Source organism: Proteus columbae (genome assembly GCF_009914335.1).
GTDB lineage: Bacteria > Pseudomonadota > Gammaproteobacteria > Enterobacterales > Enterobacteriaceae > Proteus.
Genome location: NZ_CP043925.1, coordinates 454,990 through 474,025, shown reverse-complemented (window position 1 = coordinate 474,025; position 19,036 = coordinate 454,990). Strand labels below are relative to the sequence as shown.

Annotated in this window: 21 protein-coding genes; 15 read left to right on the top strand and 6 right to left on the bottom strand. The window is 37.4% G+C overall.

The features are described from left to right. Nucleotides 1-260: 260 nt before the first annotated feature. From glpT to F1325_RS02255, 6 genes are all read left to right on the top strand, one after another. Entirely contained in the window at nt 261-1,613 is a 1,353-nt protein-coding gene (gene glpT / locus F1325_RS02280) for a glycerol-3-phosphate transporter (protein ID WP_072063819.1), read from the top strand. A 135-nt stretch (nt 1,614-1,748) separates the two neighbouring features. Further along, complete coding sequence (gene glpQ, locus F1325_RS02275) at nt 1,749-2,828, top strand: glycerophosphodiester phosphodiesterase (protein WP_109372059.1); 1,080 nt, start codon at nt 1,749-1,751, stop codon at nt 2,826-2,828. 403 nt (nt 2,829-3,231) lie between these two features. After that, complete coding sequence (locus F1325_RS02270; RefSeq protein WP_160229943.1) at nt 3,232-3,789, top strand: LemA family protein; 558 nt, start codon at nt 3,232-3,234, stop codon at nt 3,787-3,789. A 21-nt stretch (nt 3,790-3,810) separates the two neighbouring features. Then, a complete protein-coding gene (locus tag F1325_RS02265) occupies nt 3,811-4,884 on the top strand; it encodes a hypothetical protein (protein ID WP_160229942.1) in 1,074 nt (357 codons plus the stop codon). A 9-nt stretch (nt 4,885-4,893) separates the two neighbouring features. Continuing rightward, nucleotides 4,894-5,436, top strand: coding sequence for a LemA family protein (locus F1325_RS02260; protein WP_109374310.1), 543 nt, complete (start codon nt 4,894-4,896; stop codon nt 5,434-5,436). After that, nucleotides 5,433-5,846, top strand: coding sequence for a hypothetical protein (locus F1325_RS02255; protein ID WP_109374309.1), 414 nt, complete (start codon nt 5,433-5,435; stop codon nt 5,844-5,846). The genes F1325_RS02260 and F1325_RS02255 overlap by 4 nt, the downstream gene beginning before the upstream one ends. Nucleotides 5,847-5,889: 43 nt before the next feature. Here the strand turns inward: F1325_RS02255 and epmA are convergent, their stop codons facing one another. After that, entirely contained in the window at nt 5,890-6,867 is a 978-nt protein-coding gene (gene epmA / locus F1325_RS02250) for an elongation factor P--(R)-beta-lysine ligase (RefSeq protein ID WP_023583702.1), read from the bottom strand. Nucleotides 6,868-7,810: 943 nt separating this feature from the next. Here epmA and frdA point away from each other — a divergent pair. The 4 genes from frdA to frdD are packed head-to-tail and all read left to right on the top strand — an operon-like array spanning nt 7,811 to nt 11,118. Next, the gene (frdA, locus tag F1325_RS02245) at nt 7,811-9,607 is read left to right on the top strand and encodes a fumarate reductase (quinol) flavoprotein subunit (RefSeq protein WP_109374308.1); all 1,797 of its coding nucleotides are present in this window, start codon (nt 7,811-7,813) and stop codon (nt 9,605-9,607) included. Next, the gene (locus F1325_RS02240) at nt 9,600-10,337 is read left to right on the top strand and encodes a succinate dehydrogenase/fumarate reductase iron-sulfur subunit (protein WP_075672948.1); all 738 of its coding nucleotides are present in this window, start codon (nt 9,600-9,602) and stop codon (nt 10,335-10,337) included. The genes frdA and F1325_RS02240 overlap by 8 nt, the downstream gene beginning before the upstream one ends. A gap of 14 nt (nt 10,338-10,351) precedes the next feature. Continuing rightward, on the top strand, nt 10,352-10,744 hold the full coding sequence (frdC, locus tag F1325_RS02235; protein ID WP_088493866.1) for a fumarate reductase subunit FrdC: 393 nt from the start codon (nt 10,352-10,354) through the stop codon (nt 10,742-10,744). 14 nt (nt 10,745-10,758) lie between these two features. Next, entirely contained in the window at nt 10,759-11,118 is a 360-nt protein-coding gene (frdD, locus tag F1325_RS02230) for a fumarate reductase subunit FrdD (RefSeq protein ID WP_006535438.1), read from the top strand. A 42-nt stretch (nt 11,119-11,160) separates the two neighbouring features. On the opposite strand, the gene F1325_RS02225 is transcribed toward frdD, so the two are convergent. After that, a protein-coding gene (locus tag F1325_RS02225; protein WP_160229872.1) for an IS3 family transposase occupies nt 11,161-12,371 on the bottom strand; the annotation gives its coding sequence in 2 pieces (ribosomal slippage) (nt 11,161-12,029 and nt 12,029-12,371; 1,212 coding nt in all). Nucleotides 12,372-12,793: 422 nt separating this feature from the next. On the opposite strand from F1325_RS02225, the gene F1325_RS02220 reads away from it, so the two are divergent. From F1325_RS02220 to F1325_RS19465, 3 genes are read left to right on the top strand one after another with little or no spacing between them, the layout of a single operon-like run. Then, nucleotides 12,794-13,204 (top strand): DUF6088 family protein, encoded by a 411-nt coding sequence (locus F1325_RS02220; protein ID WP_160229941.1) that lies wholly within the window; start codon nt 12,794-12,796, stop codon nt 13,202-13,204. Continuing rightward, nucleotides 13,201-13,644, top strand: a complete 444-nt coding sequence (locus tag F1325_RS19470) for a nucleotidyl transferase AbiEii/AbiGii toxin family protein (RefSeq protein WP_196564491.1) — start codon at nt 13,201-13,203, stop codon at nt 13,642-13,644. Before F1325_RS02220 ends, F1325_RS19470 begins: the two co-directional genes overlap by 4 nt. Further along, nucleotides 13,589-14,113, top strand: coding sequence for a nucleotidyl transferase AbiEii/AbiGii toxin family protein (locus F1325_RS19465; protein WP_196564497.1), 525 nt, complete (start codon nt 13,589-13,591; stop codon nt 14,111-14,113). The genes F1325_RS19470 and F1325_RS19465 overlap by 56 nt, the downstream gene beginning before the upstream one ends. Before the next feature lie 27 nt (nt 14,114-14,140). Here the strand turns inward: F1325_RS19465 and sugE are convergent, their stop codons facing one another. From sugE to hydN, 4 genes are all read right to left on the bottom strand, one after another. Beyond that, nucleotides 14,141-14,455, bottom strand: coding sequence for a quaternary ammonium compound efflux SMR transporter SugE (gene sugE / locus F1325_RS02210; protein WP_160229940.1), 315 nt, complete (start codon nt 14,453-14,455; stop codon nt 14,141-14,143). A gap of 130 nt (nt 14,456-14,585) precedes the next feature. Beyond that, entirely contained in the window at nt 14,586-14,879 is a 294-nt protein-coding gene (gene hybG, locus F1325_RS02205) for a hydrogenase maturation factor HybG (RefSeq protein ID WP_160229939.1), read from the bottom strand. 8 nt (nt 14,880-14,887) lie between these two features. Continuing rightward, nucleotides 14,888-15,229 carry a hydrogenase maturation nickel metallochaperone HypA gene (gene hypA / locus F1325_RS02200; RefSeq protein WP_109374306.1) on the bottom strand — a complete coding sequence of 114 codons (342 nt, stop codon included), beginning with the start codon at nt 15,227-15,229 and terminating at the stop codon, nt 14,888-14,890. A gap of 72 nt (nt 15,230-15,301) precedes the next feature. Further along, nucleotides 15,302-15,859, bottom strand: a complete 558-nt coding sequence (gene hydN, locus F1325_RS02195) for an electron transport protein HydN (RefSeq protein ID WP_109374305.1) — start codon at nt 15,857-15,859, stop codon at nt 15,302-15,304. Nucleotides 15,860-16,263: 404 nt separating this feature from the next. Between hydN and F1325_RS02190 the strand changes: the two genes are divergently transcribed. Together F1325_RS02190 and F1325_RS02185 are read left to right on the top strand one after the other, a co-directional pair. Continuing rightward, nucleotides 16,264-17,877 (top strand): sigma 54-interacting transcriptional regulator, encoded by a 1,614-nt coding sequence (locus tag F1325_RS02190; protein WP_109374304.1) that lies wholly within the window; start codon nt 16,264-16,266, stop codon nt 17,875-17,877. A gap of 171 nt (nt 17,878-18,048) precedes the next feature. Further along, a complete protein-coding gene (locus F1325_RS02185) occupies nt 18,049-18,936 on the top strand; it encodes a 2OG-Fe dioxygenase family protein (RefSeq protein ID WP_109374303.1) in 888 nt (295 codons plus the stop codon). The last annotated feature ends 100 nt before the right edge of the window (nt 18,937-19,036 follow it).

Sequence of the window (19,036 nt, the reverse complement as noted above, 5' to 3'; positions counted from 1 at the left end):
ACGCTCACGAGTGAAAAATTAAAACCACAAGTGTGATACTAATCACAAATTATTTAACAAAAAGTATTTGATAAAGTTAACATATCACTCAAAATTGCACATCTTGAAAAATTATTCGACAACTGAGTAATACCTCACAGTAAATTTGATTGTATAAGTTTACTATTAAGTTCGTTAAAGAAAATTTTTTGATAACTTCACTGTTCGTTTTGTCATTATTTAATATCAACATATTAAAATAAAAGCCATCGGAGGCTAATATGTTAAGTCTGTTTAGACCTGCGCCACATAAAGCGCGTTTGCCAAAAGAGCAGATAGATCCTGTCTATCGTCGTCTGCGTTGGCAGATCTTTATGGGGATTTTCTTCGGTTATGCTGCTTATTATTTAGTAAGAAAAAACTTTGCGTTAGCAATGCCTTATCTTGTAGAAGAAGGGTTTTCTAAAGGTGACCTAGGTTTTGCTTTATCAGGGATCTCGATTGCTTACGGTTTCTCTAAGTTTATCATGGGCTCATTCTCTGACCGTGCTAACCCTCGTTATTTCTTACCAGCAGGTCTTATTTTAGCGTCCGCAGTGATGCTATTTATGGGCTTTGTACCATGGGCAACTTCGAGCATTATGGTAATGTTCGTTCTGTTGTTCCTTTGTGGTTGGTTCCAAGGTATGGGTTGGCCTCCTTGTGGACGTACTATGGTGCACTGGTGGTCACAAAAAGAACGTGGCGGTATTGTTTCTATTTGGAACTGTGCGCATAACGTTGGTGGTGGCTTACCTCCATTACTATTCTTATTAGGTATGGCGTGGTTTAACGACTGGAAAGCAGCGTTATATATGCCAGCATTTGCCGCAATCTTAGTTGCTATGATTGCATTCGCATTAATGCGTGATACCCCGCAATCTTGTGGTCTTCCACCAATTGAAGAATACAAAAACGACTATCCACCTGATTATAAAGAAACTGACGAACAAGAGCTGACTGCAAAAGAAATCTTTATGAAGTATGTGTTCCCTAACAAACTTCTGTGGATGATTGCAATTGCTAACGTGTTTGTTTACTTACTGCGTTATGGCGTACTGGACTGGTCACCGACTTATCTGCGTGAAGTAAAAGACTTCGCAATGGATAAATCATCATGGGCTTACTTCTTATATGAATACGCTGGTATCCCAGGCACACTGCTGTGTGGTTGGATGTCGGATAAAGTATTCAGAGGTAACCGTGGTGCAACAGGCGTGTTCTTCATGACCTTAGTAACTATCGCAACTATCGTATTCTGGATGAACCCAGCGGGTAACCCGAATGTTGATATGGCATGTATGTTAATCATCGGTTTCTTAATCTACGGTCCTGTTATGTTGATTGGTCTGCATGCACTAGAGCTTGCACCGAAAAAAGCAGCAGGTACAGCAGCAGGCTTTACCGGTCTATTCGGTTACTTAGGTGGCTCTGTTGCGGCGAGTGCTATCGTAGGTTACACCGTTGACTACTTCGGTTGGGATGGCGGCTTTATGGTCATGATCGGCGGTAGTGCACTATCTGTTGTGTTATTACTTATCGTGATGGTTACTGAAACCAAACACAAACGTGAAATGCTTCAGAAGTACGAATAATCGCTAACTGATTATTTATGAAATTAGTTAAATCTCATCTCTAAAAACCAAGCCACATCAACTGTTTTGATGTGGCTTTTTTATTGCCAACTGTACATAACTTTGTTGTACATAGAATTAAAATGGAGCAGCTTTATGAGTACATCTTTTAGAATAAAACCGTTAGTTGCAGGCGTTCTTTTAACTCTATCTTTAAGTGCAATCGCACAAGCGGCAAGTGATAAGGTCGTTATCGCTCACCGAGGTGCAAGTGGTTATTTGCCTGAACATACGCTTCCTGCCAAAGCATTAGCTTATGCTCAAGGCGCAGATTATCTCGAACAAGACTTAGTGATGACAAAAGATAACGAACTGGTTGTCTTACATGATCACTATCTTGATCGTGTAACAGATGTGGCTGAACGTTATCCAAATAGAGCAAGAAAAGATGGTCGTTATTACGCTATCGACTTTACGCTTGAAGAGATCAAAGGACTAAAATTTACCGAAGGTTTTGACATTGTTGACGGTAAAAAAGTCCAAAGTTATCCAAACCGTTTCCCTATGGGCAAATCCGATTTCCGTGTACACACATTCCAAGAAGAGATTGAATTTGTTCAAGGTTTAAACAAATCAACGGGTCAAGATATTGGTATTTACCCTGAAATTAAAGCGCCTTGGTTCCATGAACAAGAAGGCAAAGACATTACCTCTAAAGTGCTCGAAGTGCTTAAACAATATGGTTACACGAAAAAAACCGACAATGTTTATCTGCAATCTTTCGATGCTAACGACCTAAAACGCATCAAAACAGAATTGATGCCTAAAATGGGTATGGATTTAAAACTCGTTCAGTTAATTGCCTATACAGACTGGAATGAGACTTATGAAAAACAACCTGATGGAACATGGACAAACTACAGCTATGAGTGGATGTTTAAGCCAGGTGCAATGAAAGAAATTGCCACTTATGCCGATGGTATTGGCCCTGACTACCACATGTTAGTCGAAGAAAATTCAACACCAGAAAAAATCACCTTAACGGGAATGGCTGCTGATGCGCATGCTAATAAACTAACCATTCATCCGTTTACTGTTCGTATTGATAAACTGCCTAAATACGCAAAAGATGGTGATCAGCTTTACGACATCATTTATAACCAAGCAGGTGCTGAGGGTGTCTTTACAGACTTCCCTGATTTAGGGGTTAAATTCTTACAAAAACAAGCTAAATAACTCATCGTTTTTTATTTACGCTTAAATAATTCAAGGTGCAGCTAGGTGACAAATGAATATAGTCAACAACGCTGCACCTTGCAGTCTAACAAGTAGATATTCTAAATAATTCAATGTGTAGCTATTAGAGTATAGCCAGTAGATACTCTAAATAATTCAAGATGCAGCTAGGCGACAAATGAATGAGATGCTAGGAGCATACATAAGTATGTGACTAGTACGAATGAATGTAGTCAACAACGCTGCACCTTGAAGTATGACGAGTATCCTAGATATTTGCGCCCTTTCTGATTGTATATTCCTTCATCTTTCTCTAACTTATTCTAATAATTTAATTAGAAATTATAATCACTTTTTAATTTAGCTATCATTATTTATTAAATATTTAGAGGAAGGGATCACGATGACAATAATGGCGATTATTTTACTTGTTCTTATCGTTCTTTTTATTGGTTGGGGAATTTCCATTTACAACCGTCTTATTGCGACACGCAATCAAGTAAGTAATCAGTTTGCGAATATTGACGTTATTTTAAAACAAAGAGCTGACCAAATTCCTCAATTAATGGCAATAGCTGAAAAAGCCATGGAGCACGAAAAAGGTGTATTTATTGCATTAAGTGATGCAAGACAACGCTATTTTAAAGCACAAAATATTAACGAAAAAATCAGCGCAACAAATGAGATGAATACAGCACTGCGAGGCATGATTGCCCTTGCTGAAAATTATCCGACGTTAATTTCAGGTGAGCAATTAGCACTACTTCAAACAGGTGTAAGTGATGTAGAAAATAAAATTGCTCAACGTCGTGAAGGCTTTAATGATGCAACAACTAACTACAACACTGCAATAGAGATGTTTCCTGATAGCTTAATTGCTGGCCTTTTCCGCTTTGAACGTATGCAATTACTAGAAATACCAAAAGAAGAAATGAAATTTGAAGGAATTCACTTTAAATAACCGCATTAAGGATAAATTGCAGTGTTAATTTATTTTTTTATCGGCTGTGCTGTGGGTGTATTAATCTATTTTTTACGCAGCAAACGTCCTCAAAAAAAGAAGAACAGCTTGAGTATTGTTCCCTTTTTAGGGATTGCTTTTGCTGCTGGAAATTATCTGTTTTTTTCGAGAGAAACGGACGTTTATCCTAGTGGCGAAGACTCTGTTGTTAATCTTATCTCCGGAATTGCATTCGCTGTTATTTTGCTATTTGCATATGGTATTTCAACCCATATTGCGAATATTGGAGAGAAAGCGATAAAGAATTACCATCAATTACAAAATGAAGGAACCTCTAAATTTTCAGCACTTATCAACACAGTATTTATTAGCCTTTTATTGCTGAGTTTAAGCTTCAGCTTATTTATCGACCAAAGATTGTTCTTTTTAAGTTTCGTTTTAATGTTCGTTTACCAAATCGTCAGAAGAACACCTGAAAAACGTTTTTTACGTTTTCAAAAAATTCTAGCGACATCTAAAATTCGCTCTTTAGCCATTGGGCTTGTTGAAATTGAAGGCAAGATAACTGAGGGGAAAATCTTAAATAGTCGATTAGGTAAAAAAGAGTGTTATGGCTATTTCTATTATGAATACGACATATCCACAGACAAAGAAGGTAAAAAAAGCTATCAGCAAACGCTTTGCGAAAAAGAAATCAATAATTTCACGATGACAGATGATACTGGATCAATTCAAGTTCTTGCGGCTGATACTCCTTTTATACACTTTGGTATCAAACCTCATCAAGATTTTGAATCCAACAGTAAACGTTTTAAAGAGTACATTTTAGACAAAAATACAACATATTTATTAATTGGTGATGCAGAGTCCGTCAATGGCGAAGTGGTTATCACACGTAAAGCACCTCATTACCTACTGGGTTTATCGCCACAAGATTATATTGTTAGTTGGAACAAAGCGCGTCCTTTACGTCGTAACGCGACTATCATCGTTATCCTTGCTCTTTTTGTTATCTTTTCAATTTTAGTAATACCGATGGAATATCAAGACGGCATCTTAACGCTTTATTTTAATAACACCTCTTCACCTTGGTAATTAATTATTATGGAATGGCTTATTTTCATTATTTTTATTCTCACCTTAGTGTATTTTTTAATACGCCAATTAGTGATGATTTATAACAACATGGTGATGCTAAAAAATAATTGCTATAAAGCCTTTGCAAACATTGATGTTTTATTAAAAAAACAAGCCGACTTGATCCCCATGCTGATAGTGATTACACAAAAAGCAATGGTTCATGAGAAAGCCTTATTTGAAAAATTGGCTGAAAATAGAGATCACTATTTACATGCAGATGTATTAGATGAAAAAGTTAATTTAGCTAATCAGTTATTACCACAAATAAAAAAATCACTCATTATTGCTGAAAAATATCCTGAACTTATCAGTGGGAAAAATTTGCACCTATTACAAATACAAGCGAAAGAATTAGAAGAATGCATAGCTGACAGGCGAGAATTCTTCAATCAATCGGTGACTCTCTATAATACTGAAATACGTATTTTTCCTAATATAGTGTTTACGTTTATTTTTAAATTTAAAGATATCCCTCTTTTTTGCCCTAGTAGGGAGGCAATATCATGATAGAAATTCCCTTTTCTTTTTTTGGTATAACGGATTGGTTTCTCAGCTTTAATGAACCTATCTCGATTATTATGTTTGCCACATTTGGCGTACTGTTCTCTATGGCAATTATTTTGCCATTAATCAGTATCACGCCTTTAAAAAAATATATGTCGCAGATTGCAGGAGGGTTATTTAGCTCGATATTTGTCAGCTTAATGGTCTTAATTAGCTTTAATTTAATGCTGGGTGTTAATTCTGCATTAAAGCTACTGTTAATTTGGTGGGTTATTTTATTTTCATGTATTACGTTTTGGTTTATTAATTATCGCTATATAAAAGACGTAACAGGAAATAAGTTTGCGAAGTTTCAAGAAAAAGCCCTTGAAGCAGAAGAAAAACGCAGAAAAAGCCGAAAATCCAAAAAATAAAAGAGAGCCTAAGCTCTCTTTTTTAGCATTATCGATATCGCATTTATGCCCTGTAAACAGGGAATGCAATAACATCACTAAGGCGTTCAACACCCAGTGCTAGCATAATAAGGCGATCAACACCTAAAGCTACACCCGAACATTCAGGTAGTCCCGCTTCAAGAGCAGCTAAAAAGCGCTCATCAATAGGTTGCTCTGGTAATCCCATTGCCACTCGCTGACGATTATCACGTTCAAAGCGATGACGTTGCTCTTGTGCATCCGTCAACTCACGGAATCCGTTCGCTAACTCAACACCTTTAAAATAGACTTCAAAACGCTCTGCTACACGATGATCTTCAGAGCTGATTTCAGCCAATGACGCTTGTGACGCAGGGAAATGATAGATAAAGGTTGGCTTTTCTAAACCGATATGAGGTTCAACTCCAGAAACAAATAGCAACTGAAGTAGCGTATCTTTATCTTCTTCAGTATCTGCAATATTTGATAAATCCAGTTTTGCAGCCACTTCACGCAATTTTTCTTTATCAACAGATAAAGGGTCAATATCGAGATAACGCAAAAATGCTTGCTGATAAGAGAGTGACTCTGACGCTTCACAATCTAACACTTCTTGCAGTAGATCATCGACTTCATTCATCAACCGGTACATATCAAAACAAGGGCGATACCACTCAAGCATCGTAAATTCCGGATTATGATATCTACCGGCTTCCTCATTACGGAAGCAACGCCCCATTTGATAAATCGGCCCACTGTTTGCAGCTAATAAACGCTTCATGTGGTATTCAGGGCTTGTCATCAAATAAAGTTTTAGCCCTTGAGAAGCACCAGGCCCCACAAATTGGGTTTCAAATGGGTAAAGATGAACATCGGTAACGGTAGCCTGGCTCATCATCGGTGTTTCAACTTCTAATACACCACGATCAGTGAAAAAACGCCTAATATTACTGACTATTTTCGCCTTTTTTAATAAGTTGGCGATTGAGGCGCTTGGCTGCCAATCCGCGATTTCACTCATGAACGAAAAACTCCAACAGAAAACAAAGCGTGCAGTTTACTCGCATCCTCTTCAACAGACAAATTTCTCCTAATAAAGAGAGGTTTCATTTTATATTTTTTCACTGATTTTTCTTTTATTAAGTAAAAACACATAAGATAAATAAATATAATTCTACAAAACATCTACTTTTTGGCACTTTTTATCGTTTAAATAAACACCAGTTTAGAGTAAGAAACTCAGTGCTTTTTCGCTATTTTTATAAAAAGAGTTAATTAGAATAATTCTTTTTCTCAATTACAAATAACAATAAACTAACATTATGCTTATATTTAAATAGCCAAACTCATCTTAACTTCAAAGTTAACTTTCTATTTAAATCTACGTATTTTGATGAGTATTAAAAACCTTTAGAAATATTATTAATATTTTATTAACAATTAACAAGACAAACCGATTTGTTTTAGATAAATAGTAAAAAATTTATTTTAGTTTTTAAAATGGACTTTTATTAATTTAAATTAGACTTAAGAAAGATAAAAACATTTACCCTTTAAAATCAACATTTAATGAAAAATCATTGTCATTTTCAATTAAAGTTATCTATACTTTCAAAATAGGTTATTCATTACTATTTATAAATTTTCAATTTAGAAAAATATATTCTATTTAATCTTCAAGTTTCTCTGGTGGCTTATTAGTTAAACCCAGAATTCTTGGCATAGATCACACTTTTTTTGCGAAATACGGGAAAACCATCATTCATATCAAATTTCGGTGTCCTACATTTCGTTATACTAAAATTACAGTCAATGATAATAAAGATGTTATCAAGCGCAGTCACAAGGTAGTGAAACAATTTCGTTACGGATAGCGTAAAAAAATAGCATTACAAATTAATAATGTCAGTGAATTGAATTCTAGACAATTATTCCAATTTTCACTTGAACAATGGAGAAGCGCAGTGCAAACCTTTAATGCCGATATAGCGATAATCGGAGCCGGGGGCGCAGGCTTACGAGCAGCAATAGCTGCAGCGGAAGCTAATCCTCAACTGAAAATTGCTCTGATCTCAAAAGTTTACCCAATGCGTAGCCACACCGTGGCAGCAGAAGGCGGATCAGCAGCAGTGACTCAGGCTCACGACTCCTATGATTTCCACTTCAATGATACCGTTTCAGGCGGTGACTGGTTGTGTGAACAGGATGTCGTCGATTACTTCGTTGAGCATTGTCCAACAGAGATGACTCAACTAGAACTCTGGGGCTGTCCTTGGAGCCGGAAAGAAGACGGGTCAGTCAACGTCCGACGTTTTGGTGGGATGAAGATCGAACGGACCTGGTTCGCAGCCGATAAAACCGGCTTCCATATGCTACATACCCTGTTCCAAACATCCTTAAAATACCCACAAATTCAACGTTTCGACGAACACTTTGTTCTCGATATTCTTGTTGATGAAGGTCACGCTCGTGGTCTTGTTGCTATTAATATGATGGAAGGTACGAAAGTTCAAATTCGTGCTAACGCAGTCATTATGGCAACCGGTGGTGCGGGACGTGTTTATCGTTTCAATACCAATGGCGGTATTGTTACTGGTGATGGTATGGGTATCGCTTTACGTCATGGCGTTCCACTGCGTGATATGGAATTTGTTCAATATCACCCAACTGGTCTACCAGGTTCAGGTATTCTGATGACCGAAGGTTGTCGTGGTGAAGGTGGTATTCTGGTCAATAAAGATGGCTATCGTTATCTGCAAGATTACGGCCTAGGACCAGAAACACCATTAGGTAAACCAGAAAATAAATACATGGAATTAGGTCCTCGCGATAAAGTTTCTCAAGCTTTCTGGCATGAGTGGCGCGCAGGCCGTACCATCAAAACTCACCGTGGTGACGTTGTTTATCTTGACTTACGTCATCTGGGTGCGAAAAAACTTCATGAACGTCTGCCATTTATTTGTGAACTGGCAAAAGCGTATGTGGGTGTTGACCCAGTTAATGAACCAATCCCTGTTCGTCCTACTGCTCACTACACTATGGGTGGTATCGAAACTAACCAACAAACTGAGACTCGTATTAAAGGTCTGTTTGCGGTGGGTGAATGTTCATCTGTTGGCTTACACGGCGCTAACCGTTTAGGTTCTAACTCACTGGCAGAGCTGGTTGTATTCGGTCGTCTTGCTGGTGAAGAAGCGGTTCGTTGTGCACAAGAAGCAGCACCAGCTAACGCATCAGCATTAGATGCTCGTACTCGTGATATCGAAGATGGCCTGAAAAATCTGATGAACCAAAAAGGTTCTGAAAGCTGGTCACAAATTCGCGACGAAATGGGTGAATCAATGGAAGAAGGTTGCGGTATCTATCGTACACCTGAATTAATGCAAAAAACCATTGATAAACTGGCTGAATTAAAAGAACGTTTCAAACGCGTTGAAATTAAAGACACGAGTAGCGTCTTTAATACAGATTTACTGTACAAAATTGAGCTTGGCTTTGGTTTAGATGTCGCTGAATGTATGGCTCATTCCGCAATCAATCGTAAAGAGTCTCGTGGTGCACACCAACGTCTTGACGAAGGTTGTACTGAGCGTGATGACGTGAACTTCCTGAAACATACTCTGGCGTTCTATAACCCAGAAGGTGCCCCTCGTTTAGAATATAGCGATGTGAAGATCACGAAATCTGCTCCTGCTAAACGTGTCTATGGTGGTGAAGCGACTGCACAAGACAAGCAGAATAAGGAGAAAGCGAATGGCTGATGACATGAAGCACATTAAAATGGAAGTCATGCGCTATAACCCAGAAACAGACGAAGCGCCTCATTTCGTCACTTATGATGTTCCTTATGATGAGCAAACCTCATTACTGGACGCATTGGGTTATATTAAAGACAATTTAGCGCCTGATCTTTCTTATCGTTGGTCTTGCCGTATGGCGATTTGTGGCTCTTGCGGCATGATGGTCAACAAAGTGCCTAAATTGGCTTGTAAAACGTTTATTCGTGAATATCCAGACGGTGTAAGAGTTGAAGCGTTAGGTAACTTCCCAGTTGAGCGTGACCTTGTTGTCGATATGACTCACTTTATTGAAAGCTTAGAAGCGATTAAACCTTATATCATCGGTAATGATCGTAAGCCTTCAGAAGGGACGAATAAACAGACTCCTGCTCAAATGGCGAAATACCACCAATTCTCTGGTTGTATCAACTGTGGTCTTTGCTATGCAGCATGCCCGCAGTTTGGTCTAAACCCAGAGTTTATTGGCCCAGCAGCGATTACATTAGCTCAACGTTACAACACAGATAGTCGCGACCATGGGGCAAAAGAGCGTATGCCTCAGTTAAATGGTGAGAACGGTGTCTGGTCTTGTACCTTTGTTGGCTACTGTTCTGAAGTCTGTCCAAAACATGTGGATCCTGCTGCCGCTATTCAGCAAGGTAAAGCAGCCAGTGCGCAAGACTTTGTCATTGCGATGCTGAAACCACGTTAAGGAGGAAACAAGACATGACAACAAAACGTAAGCCTTATGTTCGTGGCATGCAACCAAACTGGTGGACGAAACTTGGATTCTATCGTTTCTATATCACCCGTGAAGGGACTTGTCTTCCACAACTTTGGTTCAGTCTGGTTGTACTGTTTGGTGTATTCGCACTGAAAAATGGACCAGAAAGTTGGGCAGGTTTCGTTGGATTCCTGAGCAACCCAATTGTAATGCTAATTAACATTGTGACCCTAATTGCAACGGTCTTCCACTCTGCAACTTGGTTCAAACTTGCACCAAAAGCAGTGGTTATCGTTGTTAAAGATGAAAAAATGCCACAAGAACCCATCGTTCGTGGTTTCTGGGGTGTCACTATCGTTGTTACTGCCGCTATTCTGGCAGTGGCGTTAATTTAACCCAGGAGGAAATAATGAATCAGAATCAACTTCCTAAGCGCTCTGATGAACCTATTTTCTGGGGATTATTTGGTGCAGGTGGTATGTGGAGTGCGATTGTTTCTCCAGCAATCATCATCCTGCTCGGTATCCTAATCCCTATGGGTATTGCGCCAGAAGCATTTACTTATGAACGTATTATGGCATTTAGCCAAAGCATCATTGGCCGTCTGTTCTTACTGCTAATGATTATTCTGCCAGTTTGGTGTGCATTACACCGTATTCACCATACTCTGCACGATTTTAAAGTGCATGTACCTGCAAGCAAATGGGTATTTTATGGTGGTGCAGCAATTATCAGCGTTATCGCTATCATTGGTGTATTTACACTGTAATTGATTAATACGTGACTAGTCCTGATATAGGTTGACAACTTTTCAGGCATAAAACGCTCGATGTACTTCATCGGGCGTTTTATAGTTTAACGATAAGTGTGGCCGTTTTTCATTATAGAGTTGGATTGATTCTTCTACTAATTTTCTTGCTTGTTCCAGATTACTCGGTTTTATCAGTAGATACTCCATTTTTAATATTCCATTAATTCGTTCTGCTAAGGCATTTTGATAACAATCATACCCATCAGTCATAGAACATTGAATATTATGCTCTTTATGTATCTCCTGATATTCCGAAGAACAATACTGTATCCCTCGATCTGAATGATGGATTAACGAAGTTGTCGAAGTCCGTTTTTTTAACGCCTGAACCAACGATTTCTTCACTGAACTTGTTTTCATATTGTTATCTAAATGATATCCCACGATTTTTCGTGAATACGCATCCGTAATTAAACTTAAATAAGTATCACCTTCATGCGTCGATAAATAGGTAATATCTGCTACCCAAAGCTGTTCTGGTTGTGTGGGGATAAACCCTGACTTAATTAAATTTGGATGCCGATAAAAACGATGATGGCTTAAGGTTGTTCGATGATAAGCCCGTTTATTAGGCACCAGTAACTGATGTTCCTTCAATAAAGAAAATAGCCGATCACGACCAATAACCATCTGTTTTTGCTTTAAAATAAAATGTAATTTACGCCCACCCAGTCGAGGTTGTAAGACTCGTTCAGATTTAACAGCATCAATGATGGCCGAATCGGCTTTCTTTCGTTCCTCAGTTCTATCCAGTCTCTTGTAATAAGCCTGTCGGCTGATCTGCATAAAACGGCAAGCAATTGTTACGGTGAGGTTTTTAACCGTTTTTTCTTTAATAACTCGGCTTTGCGCTTTTTTGACAAACGAACTCCAAAGTCTCTATCCATGACTTTAACCACTGCTTCGAAGAAATCGGATTTAAGCCGAGCCTCTTCAAGTTCCTTTTCAAGGATCTTAATGCGTTGTTCCGGCGTTTGTTGTTCAGAAGATTGGGTCATAGCTGAACCTCTATAAAAAGTATCAGGGGTACCGTTTGACCAATCTAACCTACCATGCTTACGAAGCCAAACTAAAACAGTAGAGCATCCTTGTATACCATAGCGATCTTGGGCTTGTTTATAGGTTATTTCGCCTTTTTCAACTTGGTCAACAAGCTGTAATTTAAAAGCGAGAGAATAATCGCGTTGAGTTCGTTTAGTGATTGGTTTCATTACACTCTCCAATTTCAGATTGGAAAAGTGTCAACCTTATTCAGGACGGGTCAACGTAAAAATTAAAAGCCACTCAATTGAGTGGCTTTTTTTATGAAATTTTTTAATTACATCTATCTTATTAAAGTATATTTAAACAACTTATGTCTTATTAAAAAATCCTTTAATAAAAAATATCAAAATTACTTATCCCAAATACACATACAGTAATGATGAATATTAATAGGTTCCATCTAGTAAAATAGGTCACTGAATTTTTATTAATAACATAATAATTTAAAATCAAATAAATAATTGTTTATTATCAATAAATTATAATAATTTATTTTATTTTTATGCCGTATTTTTTATTTAAAAAATGCCGTATTTCTTCCTATGTAACGTTCTCTCGTGTATGCTTTCTGTACATAAAAGGAGGTTCTATGACAGCCGCAAATCAAATTAACCAAAAATTAAAGCGTTCAAGGCGTTATGTCTTTGAACGCAAAGATTTTGCAGATATTGCCAGTTATGACCAAATTGGTCGCGCACTTAATCAATTGATCAAGCAGGGTAACCTAATGAAAATTGGGTATGGTCTTTACACCAAAGCGCGGGAAAACAGCCTCACGGGTCGCTTAATGCCAACTAATCCAGGTGGTACAGATGCTATTTTACGTGAAGTTCTTAAGATGAAAGGCGTAGACTTTGAAATAGATGCGCTATCTTTGCAAAGTCTTTCTGGTAATAGCACACAAATCCCTTCAACTGTAAGGTATTCGTGGGATCCAAAACAGTTTAATCGTAAGCTGGTTATTGGTAATCGAGTCCTTAGCGCACCAAATAGCAAATGATAAAATTAAAAAATCAATTTTTAGAGGTTTCCGATGCTTTAGCGCTCGGAAACCCTGCTATCCCTGAAAAAGATTACTGGGTAGTTGCTTTACTTGCTCAATTAGCGACACTTAATTTTGATACACACCAAATGGTCTTTTCTGGCGGAACTGCACTGGCTAAGTCCCATGTAAGAATATTCAGAATGTCAGAAGATGTTGACATCAAACTCATTCCAACAGATGTATTTAACTCATTTTCTCGAGATAAACGTAAAGCCTTATTAAAAGAAATCGAAGATATTCTTACCCTTCAATCAAGCCATTTTTCTATTGAAGAAAAAATAGTTCGTGATGAATACCGCTATACCCTCAGCAATTTAGTCAAGCCCCTGTTTACGTCCAATCATCAAACTAGAGTTAATCGAAACCATTCCTCTACTCCAAGTAGAACATCGTAGTATTCAATCGCTAGTTGCACAGTTGTATCGCCAATCTCAAGAAGTCGGTAAATTTGCCTGTGTCACAGTACAATCTATATTAGTTGAAAAAGTCATTTCTATGCTACGACGCACCATGCTAGTTAAGCGAGATCCTAAGCGTAAAGATGATCCTACATTAGTACGCCATATCTACGATATATACTGTATTAATATAGACCAACAGCTTGATTATAAAGCTCTGATACCTCTTTTTCGTATTGTATTACAAGAAGATGTGAAACGTTTTGGTAAGCAACATTTAGACTTTGTTATTGTTCCAATTCAAGAATTACAACTAGGTTTGACAGAGTTAGAATCTAATCCATTATATTATCAAAGGTTTATAGATTTCGTTACTCCAATGGTATTTACTACTGAAACCCCTAATTTCGATACCTGTTTTGCCTCATTTAAGAGTATTGCTCAGTCATTAATGATAAATAACTAAAAGAGAATACCCACTAGATGATCAGATTTAACTCGCCAATTTCAGACCAATAATACCCAAAATTATCATCGCTAAACTCAATAAACGATAAATATTGGCAGACTCACCAAAAACTAAAATACCAAAAATCGCAGTACCAACAGCCCCTATACCTGTCCAAATCGCATAGGCCGTACCCGCAGGTAAGCCTTTCATGGCATAAGATAACATGCCCATGCTCACAACCATGGCGCTAATGGTAATTATACTAGGTGTTAAGCGCGTAAAACCGTGTGTGTATTTAAGACCGACAGCCCAAACGATTTCTAATAAACCCGCGATAAAAAGAATGATCCAAGACATAAACTTCCCCGACTCGATAAGCTGGGGTCGTCCCCTGAATACAAAAACAAAAAGCTGGGTCGTCCCAGCTTTCGAAAGATCAATATGCTCTAGTATAAGAAAAAGAAATTAATCGTGCAATAGTACAAAGCTAACTCAATTTTTTAGGTGCACCCTCTTCACCATAAAGAAAAGCAGAGACATCATCTTCAACTTCTCCCATTGCCATCAGAGCATCTAGCGTCTCTTTTGCTTCTTCTTCATTGACGATACTCATAGCGAAACCAACATGCACCAGTACCCATTTGCCAATCATCGTATGAGGCTCACCCTCACAGACTAACGCAATATTCACTTCTCGTTTAACGCCACAAACATCGACCATTGCATTTTCAGTGATTGTTTTTCCGACTTCAACAACCTGACCTGGAATACCAAGACACATAACAACCCCTATTCGATCTCTATTTGCTTTATTCGCATTGCATCATCATTTTCAACGCGCAAATTTTGGCTACCACAAGACGGACAACCTGCATTAAAGGTTGAAACAGTGACAACTTGATGACAATCCCAACACCATGCTTTCGCGGGGATAACCTCAATATGTAATTCACAACCTTGGGCAAGGGTGTCTCTGCAAACAATATCAAAGCAAAACTCAAGTGCAGTGACTTCAACACAAGATAATGCGCCCAATTCCATCCATACACTTTTTACTTTTTTTGCATTATTTAATTTAGCTTGAGAATCTATTATCTCAAATGCGCTCTGGCAAAGCGTAATTTCATGCATGTCGATACCTTATTGCAGCAGGATAAATAATAGCAACTATAGTATCAGTACATAGTTGCTTTATTATTGATCTTAGAACAACAATTCAGCACCGGTTTCAAAAGCTGCTCTACGACGACGCTCTTTAACCATCTCTTCAAGTGCATCTCTATCAATACACACTAAAGCATGAGTTGGGCAGACTTCAATACATGCGGGACCCGCTTCACGATGGTGGCATAAGTCGCATTTGTTGGCTTCCGCTTTAAATGCCTCAATCGCATTGAGCGCGGTTGATTTGCGCATAACTGGACGAGAAACCACTTCCATCGTGCCATAAGGGCAAGCCAGTACACAGGTTTTACAACCTATACATTTTTCCTGATCAACATAATAATAATCTTTGTTATGAATGATAGCGCCATTCGGACACACATTAGCACAAGGGGCATCTTCACATTGATGACAAACAACTGCCGTACTGATTGAAAATCCTTTGACCACATGAATTCGGGGTTGGAAATTCTGCTCACTAATTTGCTCAATGGCTAAATTATCTTGGTCTTCTTGCTGATGTGACACGACACAAGCCACTTCACAAGTATGGCAACCAATACATTTTTTAGGGTCTGCAATGATGAAACGGTTCATCATATTCTCCTGATCTTTGTTATATATAGCCGTTATATATGGCGATAAATGCAACGAGTTATTCTAATTAAGAGTAATAATTAGAGTATCAATAGAATGAATCTAGCACGGTTCATGCCAATATATTTTTGATATAACTATTCCTTATTTTTCAATTAAATAATTTTCAAATAAAAATGATTATTAATTAATAAATAAGTCACTTCGTCAAATTATTCGACAATTTTGACGATAAAACAAATCGATATATATTTGATTATATAGTGATTTGATAAATTTATATTCTTAAGTTTCATTACATATACAAAAATAGCGGGTTGGATCAAAAATGATTCAGTCATTGATATAAATTTATTATAAACCTACTACAATATAGCTAATTTTTTAGGGCAATCGGTGGTGTCATGAAATTAAGCAGTAACAATGCTGAAACTATGGAGAGCCTTCGTAATGAGCGCAACCAATATCGAATATTGGTTGATATCACAAATTCTGTATTAGCTCATCTAGACATGGATGGTCTTATTTCTGAAGTCTCTAAAGAAATACATCGTTTTTTTGGACTGAATCATATTAGTCTTATGTTATGCCGTACCTCATCACAAAATAGTGGTGAAGGTATTCTTTATTCTAGTCGTTATCAGGCTGGGAAATCAGTCATTCGCCAACAACGTAAGTTTAGTAGCGCGAATAACAAAGCAGAAGAAATTATTAATCAGAATAAACCTGTCTTAATTGATATTAATAAAGAAGATCAAGAAGATGTTTTGATTAAGCGTCTAGTTAAGCAAAATATGCAGACGGCTTTGTTATTGCCACTGGCTTTTAATCATAAACCGCTAGGCTTATTAATTTTAGCGCACGAAGTAGGAAGTGTTTTTACTAACGATACTTGCCAATTGCTACAACAAATTGCAGCTCGTATTGGTATCGCCATTGAAAATGCAGCGGCTTATGAAGAAATAACACATTTAAAAGACAGTTTAAAGAATGAGAATATTTGGCTTAATGAGCAAATAGATAACAATGCATGCTTCAGTGAGATTATTTATCAAAGTGACGCTATGCATAATGTGCTAGAACAAATTGAATTAGTGGCACAAAGTGATAGTACTGTACTTATATTAGGTGAAACAGGTACGGGTAAAGAATTAATTGCGCGCGCTATTCATCGTCTAAGTCTGCGAAAAAATAAGTCGATGATAAAAATGAACTGTGCCGCAGTACCTTCTGGCCTTTTAGAAAGTGATCTCTTTGGTCATGATAAAGGCGCATTTACAGGCGCAACCAATACACATATTGGCCGATTTGAGATGGCAGATAAAAGCACGCTATTTCTTGATGAAATTGGTGATATGCCAATTGACTTACAACCCAAATTGCTTCGCGTTCTTCAAGAGCGAGAAATAGAAAGGTTGGGTGGTAATAAAGTGATCCCAGTTGATGTTAGGCTAATTGCAGCGACCAATAAAGATCTGCATGAATTAACAGATGAAGGTGAATTTAGAGAAGATCTTTATTATCGTCTTAATGTTTTTCCTATTATTATTCCACCACTAAGAGAGCGACCTGAAGATATTCCGCTTTTAGCTAAACATTTTACGCAAAAAATTGCGCGTAGAATGGATAGAAAAATAGATTGTATTCCTGCCAACGCATTGGAGCAGTTAACACTTTATCCATGGCCGGGTAATGTTCGTGAACTTGAAAATATTATTGAGCGTGCCGTTATTTTAACGCGAGGATCAACATTAAACCTTCAGTTAAAAGAGCTTCATATTAACAAGCCCTCTCGTTTAAAGCAGGTACTGACTCAACCTTCATCCATTGAAAAGCGCATGCAGACGAATGCGCCAGAAAGCGATGATGAAGAGCGAGAAAGGATAATTCAAGCATTAAGAGAAACCAATGGTGTAGTTGCTGGCGCTAGAGGCGCTGCTTTAAAACTAGGATTAAAAAGAACAACGTTATTATCGCGGATGCAACGTCTCGGTATTTCAATTCCAGAAATACTTTAACCCTAAAATAGTTTCTTACTTATCTAAAAGAGTGTAATTATTTTATTACACTCTTTTTTTTGTACATTTGAAACTTATTAATCTCTATCTATAATCTAAATGATTATATTTTATTAATTACTCACTTTATTAACTATTAATAATATAAACCATCAATGGAGCATATTATATATGAATAGCCTGCTTATAAATAGAATTAGTGAAATAAAAAAAGAATACAAGAATAATAAATATGTCTTTATTCCCCAAAGTATTGTCATTGATTTAATAAAACAATTAGGTGCTGAAGAAAAAGATATTAATGCACTCATGGAATATGGTGACTATTTAGCACAAGATCCGACCCTTTCATTTCGTCATTCTCGAACAGGACGCTACCTTTTTGATAATGATATAGAAACGATCTCCAGACTAGAATATCAACCTTTTGTTCTCACTGAGGAAGATGGATTTATTCGTGAAGACAGTGGCACACAAAGGCATTTTAGAGCACTTGATGATCGCTGGCAGAGCAATACGGCTTATCAAGCGTTATTAAAATTAAAAATGCTACTAATTCAAGGTAATAAATTTACATCTCGTCACTTAACCGATCAAAATTCGCCTAAATCAATATCAACTGTTTTTCATTTAAGATTAATTGCCCAACCAGATTCTTTAAGTGAACTTTCCATTGAAGGGGTTCATAAAGATGGCGTTGATCACACCATGATTGTGATGATGAATAAGAATAACGTTAAGGATAATACTGGCGCTTTACGTGTTCATTCACCAAAAGAGGCGATAGGAACAGCTTGGCAAAAAATTGATCCTAAAAATGTACTTTATGAACACAATAATGCTCAATATCTTGATATTTTACTCATTGCAGATAATGAATTAAATCATAGCGGTACACCTATTTTTACGCATGATAATAAAAAACAGGCTTACCAAGACTTTATTGTTTTACTATCTCGCTATCCAACGGTTGATTCTCACCCATCACATAAATTTGATTCGATGGATCCGCATCCTGACTTACCTTTAACACTTTATTTAAATCAGTCAGTCGCTTAGTTGTGCACAAAATAATAATCTAATAAAAAACCGAGCTTACTGACGCTAAGGTCAATAAACTCGGTTCTAAGGCAGAAAGACAATATTAATCAGACGAAGA